The organism is Pseudomonas sp. DF5, from assembly GCF_058148225.1.
The window spans coordinates 1-14021 of sequence record NZ_JBYVYM010000012.1 but is presented as its reverse complement, the minus strand read 5'-3'; the positions used below and the strand labels follow the sequence as shown (position 1 = coordinate 14021).

The window sequence follows — 14021 nt, the reverse complement described above, 5'->3', positions numbered from 1 at the left end:
TGTTTTAGGGATGAAAACACGCGTGATGGTTTTTCTGGCTGTGCTGTTGCTGAGTGCTTGCCAGCATGTAGTGGTGCCACCGGTCAGCGGCGAAATCCGCGATCTGCGCAGCGGGAAGATCCTGACGGCGCAGGGACTGCTTACTCGGTTGGCTGACTCCTCGCGACTGATTGTCGGGGAGCAGCATGACAATCGTGATCACCATCAACTGCAATTGTGGTTATTGCAGGCGCTGGGTGAGCGGCGGCCCCAGGGCAGTCTGTTGCTGGAAATGCTCACGCCGGCTCAACAACAGCGCATCGATGACGTTCGGCATGCCTCAACGCTGCCGGCCGATTTGTCCGGGGCATTGGCCTGGCAGCCGGGATGGGACTGGAATCTTTACGGGCCGATCGTTCGTTTTGCCCTGACTCAGCCGTATCCATTATTGGCGGCCAATCTGGACACGCCTGAAGTCCGTACTGTCTATGCCAATCCGCCGACATTGAGCGGTACGCGCTCCAACGCTCCGACGGTCAAGAATGAGTTGCTGGCACAGATCAGCGATTCCCACTGCGGCTTGCTGCCTGAATCACAGATGCCCGCGATGCTGGCCGTGCAGCAGCAGCGTGACCGGCGGATAGCTGAGCGATTACTGGCGGCACCGATGCCTTCACTACTGTTTGCCGGCGCGTTCCACGCACGCAAGGATGTAGGGGTTCCGATCCATATGCTGGATCTGCGTGAGCCCGAGGCGGCAACGGTGTTGATGCTGGCGGAGCAGGGCGCGGAGGTTACACCGGCCATGGCCGATTACGTCTGGTATACGCCCGCCACGCCGCCGCAGGATTACTGCGCGCAAATGCGCAAACAGTTCGGCAAGACATCAGGCCAATAAAATCAGGCTAGTTTTCCACAGGCAAAAAAAGACCCGGCAAGAGCCGGGTCAAATAACCGTGATTAGCCTGATGAGGAGATAATCTGAGAGTCCGAACCAAGGGCTTTTCAGAATATCGACCAGTCTCGCGACCAGTTGTGATAATAATAGCGATTCTCATTATCAAGTCAACTGCTGATTTTTCATTTCCGTGAATTACCCCATTGCTTCGCTGGAAAGCCTCGTAATCATTGGGTTTCAAGCTGTGTGTTCGAGTGAGAGTCCTTGTCAATTTTTGTGACGAGAGGAAATAGCATCCAGCTGTTTGTTCAACGCTTCCTTGCGTTCGGCGGGAATGTCGTTCCAATGAACATCCATCAATGCGCCTTCAATTGCATACAACAACACCTTGGATGCCCGAAAACCGCGTGTGCGCACGGCTCGATAAGCATCCACAGCTCCCAGCCGACGCAAGTCCGAGGCACTGTGGATGCCCACGGCGTGCAGCCATTGCGCCGACGTCTTGCCAAGATTCTTCAGGTGTTGCAGTTCATCATTCATCAAGCCTCCTTGCGACAGCCGAACGGTGCGTGGGCGAGCCTCTCAGCAGTGTAGCCATCAGTAGGAAAAGCGTGATTGTTTGGTCGGTTTCGACGCAAAAGCTTCTAAGAGGCAAACTCAAGAGGCGGCGTTAAAAGGCGGGGCATGTAGTACGAAGGCGAGTGGAAAATTGAGTTTTCGGGCAAAAAAAGTACAAAGTCCAGCGCAAGGCGGGGGCGCTGGACCGGGTGAGGCGTCGCTTTTTTAGCGGGAGCGATAGCGCAGGCGTGTCCCGAAATTCATCGACATCAGAATCTCATCGGCACTCAGCTCTGGCGGGAAGTAGGCGCCGGAGATCTGTGCGTGGGCCAGGCTCGCGCCCTCCAGGGACGAATTGCGAAAGTCGATGCCACGCAAGTCGGCAGAGCGGAAATAGGCATCGGTGAAGTCGACGCCGTCGGCGTTCAGTTCACGCAGATCGAGCCCACGGAAGTCACCACCGACCATGTCGATAGGTCCGTCTTTCGGGCGTTCGTTGTTAAAGCCTGTGATGTCGTCTTTGTGCAGCAAGGCATAAAGCGGGGTGTCGAGAAGTTTCGGCTGGCTCATGTCGCATCACCTGATGGTTTTATGACGCCAGTATAGTGCCACTATTTGGCGGCCGTGAAGCCGACGAGGGCTTCACGGCTGAAATAGTTTCTTACAGGCCTGGCAGACGCTGGCGGATTTGCGCCACGACGGTGTCGAGGGTGCCACTTTCATTGGTCTGCACGCGTTTGCTGCAGAGGATTTCTGCTGGCGTCAGGGCCTCGCGGCTGGCTTGCTGGGCGGCGATAACGGCCAGGCTGGCATCGGACGGGTCGTTGTTGTCCGCCTGACGTTGTTTCAACCAGCTCTCGATCACCGCTTGCGGTGCGTCGCAATCGAGGATCAGGAATGGCGCACCGGTGGCCTCGGCGATTTTTGCCGCGCCATCGCGTTGGTCGCGCTTGAGATAAGTGGCATCGATCACCACCGGGAAGCCGGCACGCAGGATCACAGCGGCAACTTCATGCAGGCGGGCATAGGTGGCGACGCTGGCGTCGGCGCTATAGATACCAGCCTGCAGGTCGTTTGGTACGGTCTGCTCGCCGAACATACGTTTGCGCTCGACATCGGAACGCAGGCGAATGGCGCCGAGGGCTTCGACCAGACGCATGGCCACGTAGCTTTTGCCGACAGCGGAAACGCCGTGGGTAATCGCCAGGAAGCGTGAAGGAATGGTGCTGTAGCTTTCCGCCAGGTTGGCGTAGTTGCGGTATTGGCGCAGGGTGGTGGCGCGCTGCACCGGATTGGCCTCGGCCGGCATGCTGAACAGGCTGACCTTGGCGCGTACCAGTGCGCGGTAGGCTTTATAGAAGTTCAGCAGCTCAAGGCCCTGATAGTCGCCGGTCAGTTCCAGGTATTGGCTGATGAAACGGCGCGCCAGGCTCTTCAGACCACGGTCTTCCAGGTCCATCGCCAGGAAACCGGTGTCGGCGTAAACGTCGGTGAAGCGAAACGGTTCGTTGAACTCGATGCAGTCGAAGATCACTACTTTGCCGTCGATCACGGTGGCGTTGCCCAGGTGAATGTCACCGTGGCATTCGCGAATGAAACCGTCGGCCTTGCGTTGGGCGAGCAGCGGCTTGAGGCGTTCGAAGCTGCTTTCGGCCCAGGCTTGCAGTGCGTCGAGTTGCAGCAGATCGGCCTTGTCGCTGAGGAACGGGCGGATCTGTTCGAAGTTCTGGCGTACAGGCGCCATGACGCTATCCGGCGTGCCGGCTTCGTGTTCGGCAGGCACTTTCGGCGCGCTGAGGTGGAATTGAGCGATCTGCGCAGCCATCTCGTCGATGTGTGCAGTGGTCAATTCGCCGTTGGCTTGCAGGGTGCTGAGCAGTTGGCTTTGTGGGAACTGACGCATTTTCAGCGCGTACTCGATGACCGGACCATCGCCACCCAGTTGTGGTGCCTCGGCGCTGCCGGTGATTGGCAGCACTTCAAGATACAAGTCATGGGTCAGGCGCTGGTTCAGGCGCAGCTCTTCGCCGCAGAAATGCTTGCGAGCTTCAAGACTGGTGAAGTCGAGGAAGCCGAAATTCACCGGCTTCTTCACTTTATAAGCATAGGGACCGGTGAGTATCACCCAGGAAATATGGGTCTCGATGACCTGGAACCCTTCTACGGGATGCGGGTAGAGGGCCGGGTTTTGCAGGGCAGCGATCAGGGACTGGCTCACAGGCGATCCTTCAGAGTCTGGGGGAAAATTCAAGGCCGTCATTATGGCTGCAAGTCCGTCCGACGCAAACCTCGGTGGGCTCCTGTTGAGTATGAATAAAGTGCGTATAATCCGCCGCCATGACTCGAACTCGATCCCCCCGCACCCCTAAAAAACCACCTTCCAGAGGCCTGCGCCCCTGGCTGGGCTGGGCCCTTAAACTCAGCCTGGTCGGCCTTGTTGTGCTGGCCGGGTTCGCGGTTTACCTCGACGCCGTGGTCCAGGAGAAGTTCTCCGGCAAGCGCTGGACCATCCCGGCCAAGGTGTACGCACGCCCGCTCGAGCTGTTCGTCGGACAAAAGCTCAGCAAGGACGACTTCCTCACCGAACTCGATGCCTTGGGCTACCGACGCGAAGCTGTCAGCAACGGCCCCGGCGCGGCGGCTGTCAATGGCAATACCGTCGACTTGAACACCCGAGGCTTCCAGTTCTATGAAGGGCTTGAGAAGCCTCAGCCTGTGCGCGTGCGCTTCTCCGGTGACTATGTGGCCGAACTCTCGTCGACCAACGATGCGAAGTTGTCCGTGGTGCGACTGGAGCCGCTGCTGATCGGCGGGATTTACCCGAAAAACCTTGAAGACCGCATCCTGATCAAGATCGATCAGGTTCCGCCATATCTGCTCGAAACCCTGGTTGCCGTAGAAGACCGGGATTTCTACAGCCACTGGGGCGTGTCACCGAAGTCGATTGCCCGAGCAATCTACGTCAATACCTCGGGCGGCAAGATGACCCAGGGCGGTAGTACGCTGACGCAACAGTTGGTCAAGAACTTCTACCTCACCAGTGAACGCAGCCTGACCCGTAAGCTCACCGAAGCCATGATGGCGATGTTGCTTGAGCTGCATTACGACAAGAGCGAAATTCTTGAGGCTTACCTCAATGAAGTGTTCGTCGGCCAGGATGGTCAGCGCGCGGTGCACGGCTTCGGCCTGGCCAGCCAGTTCTTCTTCGGGCAGCCATTGTCCGAGCTGAAACTGCACCAGGTCGCTTTGTTGGTGGGCATGGTCAAGGGGCCGTCCTATTACAACCCGCGTCGCAACCCTGAGCGGGCGCTGGAACGGCGCAATCTGGTACTCGATGTACTGAAGGAACAAGGCGTTGCCAGCGCCGAACAGGTTGAGGCGGCGAAGAAAATGCCACTGGGTGTGACCACTCGTGGCAAGTTGGCCGACAGCTCGTTCCCGGGTTTCCTCGATTTGGTTAAGCGTCAGTTGCGCGAAGACTACCGCGACGAAGACTTGACCGAAGAAGGGCTGCGAATCTTCACCAGTTTCGACCCGATCCTGCAGATGAAAGCCGAAGCCTCGGTCGATGACACGTTCAAGCGTCTGGCCGGGCGCAAGGGTTCCGATGACGTGGAAGCGGCGATGGTCGTGACCAACCCGGAAACCGGAGAGGTCCAGGCTATGATCGGCAGCCGTCAGGCGAGTTTTGCCGGATTCAACCGGGCGCTGGACGCGGTACGACCGATCGGTTCCTTGATCAAGCCGGCGGTTTATCTGACAGCTCTTGAGAAGCCGAGCCAGTACACGCTGACCAGTTGGCTGTCGGACGACTACTTCTCGGTCAAGGGTGCGGACGGTCAGGTCTGGAAACCACAGAACTATGACCGCCGTTCCCACGGCACGGTATTCCTGTATCAAGGGTTGGCGCATTCCTACAACCTGTCGACCGCGCGTCTCGGGTTGGCGGTGGGTGTGCCGAATGTCTTGAAGACCTTGGCACGCTTGGGGGTAAGCCGCGAGTTCCCGGCGTTCCCGTCGATGTTGCTCGGTGCCGGTGGTATGACCCCGATCGAAGTGGCGACCATGTACCAGACGCTGGCCAACGGCGGGTTCAATACGCCGATGCGCGGGATTCGCAGCGTGCTGACTGCCGAGGGCGAGCCGCTCAAGCGTTATCCGTTCCAGATTCAGCAGCAATTCGATCCGGCGTCCATTTACCTGATCCAGAGCGCCATGCAGCGCGTCATGCGTGAAGGCACCGGCAGTTCGGTTTACAACGTGTTGCCGAAAACCCTGACGCTGGCTGGCAAGACCGGTACCAGTAACGATTCGCGGGACAGCTGGTTCGCCGGTTTCAGTCAGGATCTGCTGGCCGTGGTCTGGCTGGGGCGCGATGATAATGGCAAGACACCGTTCACCGGTGCCACCGGCGCGTTGCAGGTCTGGACCAGTTTCATGCGCAAGGCCGATCCGCTGCCGCTGGACATGCCGCAACCGGACAACATTGTTCAGGCCTGGGTCGATTCGCGCACAGGGCAAGGTTCTGAAGCCAACTGCCCAGGCGCAGTGCAGATGCCGTATATTCGCGGCAGCGAACCGCCTCCCGGTGCTGCTTGCGGTGGCGAAAGCCCCGCTGAATCGGTGATGGATTGGGTCAAGGGCTGGATGAATTAAGCAAAGAGGATTTGAAGTGAACAAGTGGTTGATTCCAGCGGTGACTGCCGTGGCTTTGCTCAGCGGCTGCTCCACTGTGCAGCGTGGTTCGATCCCGGTTGAGGATGCCGGCACTGCCGTCTCCAACAGTGAGCGGATTTCGGCGAATGGCGGTTTCCGTCAGTCGACGGTGAAACGTCCTGTACAAGCTCAGACTCAGGCGATCCCGCAAGGTGACACCGGGGTCGTGGTGATGGTCCCGGGTGGTGGCGCCGTCTCCTCGGCACCGATCAGCACTTCGCCGATTACCCCGGGTCCGATCACTCCGGGGCCGATTGATACCTCGCCGATCCAGTCGGCACCGATCAATCAGGGCAGTTACAGCATGCCGTCGACGCCCAGCGGGATTCCTTCGGCAAACGCCGGCGGTCTGTCTGCCGACGAGCAACTGGACGGCCCGGTCCTGGCATTGTTGACCACCGCTCAGCAGCAACAGGCCAGTGGCGACCTTAATGGCGCATCTTCCAGTCTCGAACGTGCGCAGCGTGTTGCACCGCGCGAGCCGCAAGTGCTTTATCGCCTGGCCCAGGTGCGTATGGCTCAAGGTGATGCGGCGCAGGCCGAGCAGTTTGCCCGTCGTGGTCTGACGTTCGCCAATGGGCGTCCGGACCTTCAGGCCAGCCTGTGGGAATTGATCGCCCAGGCCCGTGAGAAACAGGGTGATCCGGCCGGTGCAGCATTGGCTCGTCAGAAGGCCAAGGTTTCGCTGTGATGGATACTCGCTTTCCGAAGATTGCCGAACAGTTGCTGTTGATCGAGCGCGAGCTGCGCGTTCAGGGCTGGTGGGATGAAGTACCGCCGTCCGCTGAGGCGCTTTCCAGCGTTGAACCATTTTCGGTGGATACGCTGGATTTCGAGCAATGGCTGCAATGGATCTTCTTGCCAAGGATGAAGTCGATCCTGGAGCAGGATCTGCCATTGCCCAACGCATCGGGGATTCAGGAGATGGCCGAAATGGTCTTCGCCTCCCGCAATGTCCAAGGCAAGGATCGGCAGCTCCAGGTCTTACTCAAAGAGTTCGACGCGTTGATCACCGTCTCCCGCTGAATCGGAAACTGCCAGTGCTTACTGGCAGTTTTTCGCAATCTGTTTCTGTGCTTCGGTGATGCGCTCCTGACGTTGTTCGTCGGTCAGGCGGCGTGTCTCGCCGTCGACTTCCTCCCGCAATCGCGGATTGTTCTGCAGTTGAGCCAGGTTCGTCCGGGCTTGTTCGCAGAACGCTTTTAGCTGGTTCTGCTGCTCGGCGACCTGCTTTTTCACTTTGTGATCGATGGCCTTTTGATCGCCGATGACGTTGCCGTGCGGTAGTGCGCCCGGTTTGCCGATGGGCGGGGAGGGCGTGACCATGACGGTGGCCTCCCGGCCCTGGGGCGGCTGCGCATCGAAATGGGTGACGCCCTGGGCATCGACCCATTTATAGATCTGACCCGCCATGCACAAAGGGCTCAGGCTGATCAGCAAGCTGGCGGTGAAGATGAGCGTTCGCATGCCATTTCCTTGTCTGGGGTGCGCAATTGAAGCTAACACAGTTGCGGTTTAAAGGTTTTTTCTTGCGTTCTCATGCGCTTAGTTCAATAAAGCACATTGACGGCTTGACTTGCGATGGGCGAAACAGAAGAATCCAAAGTCCGCTGTAGAGGGACTGCCAGAAGCAGACCCACTCGGTAGATCATGAGGCGCACATCCGCGCCGACCTGTTACACCCGCAACGCGTTACCTCGCGCTGGGTGGGAAAGGCCCGCAACACTTGGGACGATCCCAATACTTGCTCAGTCAGTGCTGACGTAGTCGGCGACCACCGTCGCTCATGCTCTGCCGAGAAGTAAACCTATTAAGACCCGTCCTCTTTGAATGTGGGCGGTATTCTGGCGTTTTAGAGGTGAACAACGTGGAGCTTTTATCTGGCGGTGAGATGCTCGTCCGCTTTTTGCGTGACGAAGGCGTCAAATATATCTACGGGTACCCGGGCGGTGCTCTTCTTCATGTCTACGATGCCCTGTTCAAAGAACCGGAAGTGACCCACATCCTGGTTCGTCACGAGCAGGCTGCGACCCATATGGCTGACGGCTATGCCCGTGCCACCGGTAAAGCCGGTGTGGTATTGGTGACGTCCGGCCCGGGCGCAACCAACGCCATCACCGGTATTGCCACGGCCTACATGGACTCCATTCCGATGGTGATCATTTCCGGCCAGGTGCCTAGCACCATGGTAGGCACCGATGCGTTCCAGGAAACCGACATGATCGGTATCTCCCGGCCGATCGTGAAGCACAGCTTCATGATCAAGCACGCTTCGGAAATCCCGGAAGTCATGAAGAAAGCGTTCTACCTGGCGCAATCCGGTCGTCCTGGTCCGGTCGTTGTCGATATCCCGAAAGACATGACCAACCCGGCCGAGAAGTACGAATACATCTTCCCGAAAAAAGCCAAGCTGCGTTCCTACAGCCCGGCCGTTCGCGGCCACTCCGGGCAAATCCGCAAGGCAGCCGAAATGCTTCTGGCGGCCAAGCGTCCTGTGTTGTATTCGGGCGGCGGCGTGATTCTCGGTGGTGGCTCCGCGCCGCTGACCGAACTGGCGAAGATGCTCAACCTGCCAGTGACCAATACCCTGATGGGCCTGGGTGCCTACCCTGGCACCGACCGTCAGTTCATCGGCATGCTCGGCATGCACGGCAGCTACACCGCCAACCTGGCGATGCACCATGCCGATGTGATCCTTGCAGTCGGCGCGCGTTTCGATGACCGCGTGATCAACGGCCCGGCCAAGTTCTGTCCGAATGCCAAGATCATTCACATCGACATCGACCCGGCTTCGATCTCCAAGACCATCAAGGCAGACGTGCCCATCGTCGGTCCGGTCGAGAGCGTCCTGACCGAAATGGTCGCGATCCTCAAGGAAATCGGCGAGACCCCGAACAAGGAGTCCGTTGCCAGCTGGTGGAAGCAAGTTGATGAGTGGCGCGGTGAGCGCGGTCTGTTCCCTTACGACAAGGGTGACGGCAGCGTGATCAAGCCGCAAACCGTGATCGAAACCCTGTGCGAAGTGACCAAGGGCGACGCCTTTGTGACCTCCGACGTGGGTCAGCATCAGATGTTCGCGGCGCAGTACTACAAGTTCAACAAGCCGAACCGTTGGATCAACTCCGGTGGCCTGGGCACCATGGGCTTCGGTTTTCCGGCGGCCATGGGCATCAAGCTGAGCTTCCCGGATGACGATGTCGCCTGCGTAACAGGCGAGGGCAGCATCCAGATGAACATTCAGGAACTGTCGACCTGCCTGCAATACGGTTTGCCGGTAAAAATCGTCATCCTGAACAATGGCGTGCTGGGTATGGTTCGCCAGTGGCAGGACATGAGTTATGGCAGCCGTCACTCGCACTCCTACATGGAATCGCTGCCTGACTTCGTCAAACTGGCAGAGGCCTATGGTCACGTTGGCGTGCGCATCACCGACTCGAAAGATTTGAAGTCGAAGATGGAGGAGGCGTTCGCCATGAAAGATCGCCTGGTGGTTATCGATATCTCGGTTGACACCAGCGAGCACGTCTACCCGATGCAGATCAAAGACGGCTCCATGCGTGATATGTGGTTGAGCAAGACGGAGCGTACTTAATCATGCGGCACATTATTTCCCTGCTTCTGGAAAACGAACCGGGCGCTCTTTCTCGTGTAGTCGGCCTGTTTTCGCAGCGCAACTACAACATCGAAAGCCTGACCGTGGCGCCAACCGAAGACCCGACTTTGTCGCGTCTGACGCTGACCACTGTCGGCCATGATGAAATCATCGAGCAGATCACCAAGAACCTGAACAAGCTGATCGAAGTGGTCAAACTGGTCGACTTGTCGGAGAGTGCTCACATCGAGCGCGAACTGATGCTGGTCAAGGTCAAGGCCACCGGCGCCCAGCGCGCCGAGATCAAGCGCACCACCGATATTTATCGTGGGCAGATCGTTGATGTCAGCGCTAGCGTGTATACCGTTCAATTGACCGGTACCAGCGACAAGCTCGACAGCTTCATTCAATCGATCGGCACTGCCTCGATTCTGGAAACCGTACGCAGTGGCGTCACCGGGATTGCCCGCGGCGACAAAGTCCTGAGCATCTAAACCAAATTAGCGAATGGCCTGAAGGGCCAGATATAAAGGGGAAATTCATGAAAGTTTTCTACGATAAAGACTGCGACCTGTCGATCATCCAGGGCAAGAAAGTTGCCATCATCGGTTACGGCTCCCAAGGCCACGCTCAAGCGTGCAACCTGAAAGACTCCGGTGTTGACGTTACCGTTGGCCTGCGTAAAGGTTCGGCCACCGTTGCCAAAGCCGAAGCTCACGGCCTGAAAGTGACTGACGTTGCTTCCGCCGTAGCGGCTGCCGACCTGGTCATGATCCTGACCCCGGATGAGTTCCAGTCCTCCCTGTACAAGAACGAAATCGAGCCGAACATCAAGAAAGGCGCCACCCTGGCCTTCTCCCACGGCTTCGCGATCCACTACAACCAGGTTGTACCGCGCGCTGACCTCGACGTGATCATGATCGCGCCGAAAGCTCCGGGCCACACCGTGCGTTCCGAGTTCGTCAAAGGCGGCGGTATCCCTGACCTGATCGCTATCTACCAGGATGCTTCGGGCAACGCCAAAAACGTAGCGCTGTCCTACGCTGCCGGCGTTGGTGGCGGTCGTACCGGTATCATCGAAACCACCTTCAAGGACGAGACCGAAACCGACCTGTTCGGCGAACAAGCCGTTCTGTGCGGCGGTACCGTTGAGCTGGTAAAAGCCGGTTTCGAAACCCTGGTTGAAGCTGGCTACGCGCCTGAAATGGCCTACTTCGAATGCCTGCACGAACTGAAGCTGATCGTTGACCTCATGTACGAAGGCGGTATCGCCAACATGAACTACTCGATCTCCAACAACGCTGAGTACGGCGAGTACGTGACAGGTCCGGAAGTGATCAACGCCGAATCCCGTCAGGCCATGCGCAATGCCCTGAAACGTATTCAGGACGGCGAATACGCCAAGATGTTCATCAGCGAAGGCGCCACCGGCTATCCTTCGATGACCGCCAAGCGTCGTAACAACGCCGCTCACGGTATCGAAATCATCGGTGAGCAACTGCGCTCCATGATGCCGTGGATCGGTGCCAACAAGATCGTCGACAAAGCCAAGAACTAAGTCACGAGCTTGTACGGAAAACGCGGCCTAGGCCGCGTTTTTTCGTTTGGATCCGCCGGTTCTGGTATAAAGCTGCATCGTTTGCGGTCGAACCGTCGTCCCAGACACCCGTCGAAACTTTCCACCCCGTTGCAAGGTAATGTCCATGAGCGAACGTCCCGAAGAGCCAAAGCAGGCTTCTGACGCCGAAAGCCTTCTGCCCATCGATGAGCACATCGAAGAAGGGCATGACGCTGAAGGCCGTAAAGTCCGGCATCGTGGTATCTATCTTCTGCCGAATCTGTTCACCACTGCGAACCTGTTCGCAGGGTTCTATTCCATCATCAACTCGATGAGCGCCCAGAGCGCCTTGAGTGCCGGTGATGCAATCGGCGCGAGCAAGTATTTTGCGTTTGCCGCGATCGCGATTTTCGTTGCCATGGTGCTCGACGGCCTCGACGGTCGCGTCGCTCGCATGACCAACACCCAAAGCGCCTTCGGTGCCGAGTACGACTCGCTGTCGGACATGGTTGCATTTGGTGTCGCGCCGGCCTTGCTGGCATTCGGCTGGGCCTTGGGCGATATGGGCAAGGTCGGCTGGATGGTTGCCTTCATCTATGTGGCGGGTGCGGCGTTGCGCCTGGCGCGCTTCAACACGCAGGTCGGCACCGCTGACAAGCGCTACTTCATCGGTCTGGCCAGCCCGGCTGCGGCCGGTGTGGTCGCGGGCATTGTCTGGGCGTTCAGCGACTACGGCATTCAGGGTTCCAAGATGTCGTTCCTGGTTGCGCTGATGGTTGCCGCCGCGGGCATGCTGATGGTCAGTAACATCAAGTACAACAGCTTCAAGGAGCTGGACTTGAAGGGGCGCGTTCCCTTTGTCGCGATCCTGGCAGTGGTGCTGGTATTTGCCGTTGTGTTCAGTGATCCGCCGCGCATCCTGCTGCTGGTTTTCCTTGCCTATGCAGCTTCTGGCCCGGTGCAGTACCTGTTGCGCCTTCGTCGGCACAAAAAAGCCGAGTGATGTAATTTCCCTCATACTCCGCAGTCAATGGGTGCATCTGTCCTCCAATGCTGCGGAGTTGCCATGCTGATCAAAGTCCCCAAAGCGTCTGACTGTCACGAGTCGGACGTCACGCCTGAATCTATCTACCTTTCCCGCCGCAATGTATTAGGCGCTGCCGTTGCCGGTTTGGCTGTGAGCAGTCTGCCGCGCTGGGCGAATGCCGACGATGTTGCGCGTTATGCCGATGTCGAACCTGGCAAGGCGCCGTCCTGGTTTGCCGAAAAACTGCCTTCCACTAAATGGGGGGCGGTCAGCGTCAAGGATGAGGCGATCACGCCTTTCAAGGATGCGACCCACTACAACAACTTCTATGAGTTCGGTACCGACAAGGGCGATCCCGCGGCCAACGCCGGTGCACTGAAAACCGAACCATGGAGCGTGGTAGTAGACGGGGAGGTGGGTAAGCCGGGTCGCTATGCTCTGGAGGACTTCATGAAGCCTTATCAACTGGAGGAGCGTATTTATCGTCTTCGCTGTGTCGAGGCCTGGTCAATGGTCATTCCATGGATAGGTTTTCCCATTTCGGCTTTGCTGAAGGAAGTTGAGCCAACATCCAAGGCTAAATTCATTCGCTTTGAAACCCTGCAAGATCCCAAGAGTATGCCTGGACAACGTTCTGGCTTCGCCTTGATCGACTGGCCATATGTAGAAGGGCTGCGTCTGGATGAGGCGATGAATCCGTTGGCGATTCTCGCTGTAGGCATGTATGGACGTGAGTTGCCCAATCAGAACGGTGCGCCGCTACGTCTGGTGGTGCCGTGGAAATACGGCTTCAAGAGCATCAAGTCCATCGTGCGAATCAGCCTGGTCAGTGAGCAGCCGAAAACCACCTGGCAGAGCATTGCCTCGAATGAGTATGGCTTTTATGCGAACGTGAACCCGACAGTCGACCACCCGCGTTGGACGCAGGCACGGGAAAGGCGTTTGCCGAGCGGTCTGTTCAAGCCCAATGTGCGGGACACGCAAATGTTCAACGGCTACTCGGATGAAGTCGCTTCTTTATATGCAGGGCTCGATCTGCGGAAGAATTACTGATGCGATATCTGTTCTGGCGTATTGGTGTCTTTATCGCCGCAGCTGTTTGGCCGCTGCTTTGGTTGTATCAAGCCTGGGCGGATGTGCTGGGACCTGATCCAGGAAAGGTGCTGGTTGATCGTCTAGGGTTGGGGACGCTTGTCCTGCTGCTCATTACGTTAAGCATGACGCCATTGCAGAAGCTCACCGGTTGGTCGGGGTGGATAGCTGTCCGACGGCAGTTGGGGTTGTGGTGTTTCGCCTATGTGGTTTTGCATTTGAGCGGTTATACGGCGTTCATCCTCGGCTTTGATTGGTCACAACTGGGTATCGAGTTGCGCAAGCGGCCGTACATTATCGTCGGGGTGCTGGGGTTTCTCGGTTTGTTGGCGCTGGCGGTTACCTCCAATCGTTACAGTCAGCGGCATTTGGGTGTTCGCTGGAAAAGACTGCATCGGTTGGTCTATGTGATTCTCGGGCTTGGGTTACTGCATATGTTGTGGATCGTTCGCGCCGATCTGAGGGAGTGGGTGATCTACGCTTCTATAGGTGCATTGTTATTAGTATTGAGATTGCCGCCTGTAACCCGCCGAATTCCACGTTTAATCGTTAAAAAGGCACCTTCTGCAAGAAAGGCGTAATTAGAGGTTGACGGCAGATC

Annotated in this window: 14 protein-coding genes; 10 read left to right on the top strand and 4 right to left on the bottom strand. The window is 57.7% G+C overall.

The window, feature by feature from the left end:
- Positions 1-10: 10 nt before the first annotated feature.
- Entirely contained in the window at positions 11-877 is an 867-nt protein-coding gene (locus AC30D7_RS13015) for a ChaN family lipoprotein (RefSeq protein WP_490134326.1), read from the top strand.
- 267 nt (positions 878-1144) lie between these two features.
- Here the strand turns inward: AC30D7_RS13015 and AC30D7_RS13010 are convergent, their stop codons facing one another.
- The 3 genes from AC30D7_RS13010 to AC30D7_RS13000 form a co-directional block, all read right to left on the bottom strand.
- Positions 1145-1417 (bottom strand): TfoX/Sxy family protein, encoded by a 273-nt coding sequence (locus tag AC30D7_RS13010; protein ID WP_009050884.1) that lies wholly within the window; start codon positions 1415-1417, stop codon positions 1145-1147.
- A gap of 243 nt (positions 1418-1660) precedes the next feature.
- Positions 1661-2005, bottom strand: a complete 345-nt coding sequence (locus AC30D7_RS13005) for a pentapeptide repeat-containing protein (RefSeq protein ID WP_490134325.1) — start codon at positions 2003-2005, stop codon at positions 1661-1663.
- Between the two features lie 91 nt (positions 2006-2096).
- Positions 2097-3653 (bottom strand): bifunctional aminoglycoside phosphotransferase/ATP-binding protein, encoded by a 1557-nt coding sequence (locus AC30D7_RS13000; protein ID WP_490134324.1) that lies wholly within the window; start codon positions 3651-3653, stop codon positions 2097-2099.
- 119 nt (positions 3654-3772) lie between these two features.
- Here AC30D7_RS13000 and mrcB point away from each other — a divergent pair, with 119 nt between their 5' ends.
- The 3 genes from mrcB to AC30D7_RS12985 are packed head-to-tail and all read left to right on the top strand — an operon-like array spanning position 3773 to position 7177.
- Entirely contained in the window at positions 3773-6091 is a 2319-nt protein-coding gene (gene mrcB, locus AC30D7_RS12995) for a penicillin-binding protein 1B (protein ID WP_490134323.1), read from the top strand.
- Between the two features lie 16 nt (positions 6092-6107).
- Positions 6108-6842 carry a tetratricopeptide repeat protein gene (locus AC30D7_RS12990; protein ID WP_490134322.1) on the top strand — a complete coding sequence of 245 codons (735 nt, stop codon included), beginning with the start codon at positions 6108-6110 and terminating at the stop codon, positions 6840-6842.
- On the top strand, positions 6842-7177 hold the full coding sequence (locus AC30D7_RS12985; protein ID WP_490134321.1) for a YqcC family protein: 336 nt from the start codon (positions 6842-6844) through the stop codon (positions 7175-7177). Before AC30D7_RS12990 ends, AC30D7_RS12985 begins: the two co-directional genes overlap by 1 nt.
- Before the next feature lie 18 nt (positions 7178-7195).
- Here the strand turns inward: AC30D7_RS12985 and AC30D7_RS12980 are convergent, their stop codons facing one another.
- Entirely contained in the window at positions 7196-7618 is a 423-nt protein-coding gene (locus AC30D7_RS12980) for a DUF4124 domain-containing protein (protein WP_490134320.1), read from the bottom strand.
- A gap of 400 nt (positions 7619-8018) precedes the next feature.
- On the opposite strand from AC30D7_RS12980, the gene AC30D7_RS12975 reads away from it, so the two are divergent.
- From AC30D7_RS12975 to msrQ, 6 genes are all read left to right on the top strand, one after another.
- Positions 8019-9743, top strand: a complete 1725-nt coding sequence (locus AC30D7_RS12975) for an acetolactate synthase 3 large subunit (protein WP_490134319.1) — start codon at positions 8019-8021, stop codon at positions 9741-9743.
- Between the two features lie 2 nt (positions 9744-9745).
- Positions 9746-10237: an acetolactate synthase small subunit gene (gene ilvN, locus AC30D7_RS12970; protein ID WP_003205610.1), complete on the top strand. Its 492-nt coding sequence runs from the start codon at positions 9746-9748 to the stop codon at positions 10235-10237.
- A 47-nt stretch (positions 10238-10284) separates the two neighbouring features.
- Positions 10285-11301 carry a ketol-acid reductoisomerase gene (gene ilvC / locus AC30D7_RS12965; protein WP_003228216.1) on the top strand — a complete coding sequence of 339 codons (1017 nt, stop codon included), beginning with the start codon at positions 10285-10287 and terminating at the stop codon, positions 11299-11301.
- Positions 11302-11446: 145 nt separating this feature from the next.
- Complete coding sequence (gene pssA / locus AC30D7_RS12960; protein WP_008006914.1) at positions 11447-12304, top strand: CDP-diacylglycerol--serine O-phosphatidyltransferase; 858 nt, start codon at positions 11447-11449, stop codon at positions 12302-12304.
- Positions 12305-12367: 63 nt separating this feature from the next.
- Entirely contained in the window at positions 12368-13381 is a 1014-nt protein-coding gene (gene msrP, locus AC30D7_RS12955; protein WP_490134318.1) for a protein-methionine-sulfoxide reductase catalytic subunit MsrP, read from the top strand.
- A complete protein-coding gene (gene msrQ, locus AC30D7_RS12950; RefSeq protein WP_490134317.1) occupies positions 13381-14001 on the top strand; it encodes a protein-methionine-sulfoxide reductase heme-binding subunit MsrQ in 621 nt (206 codons plus the stop codon). Before msrP ends, msrQ begins: the two co-directional genes overlap by 1 nt.
- Positions 14002-14021 lie beyond the last annotated feature (20 nt).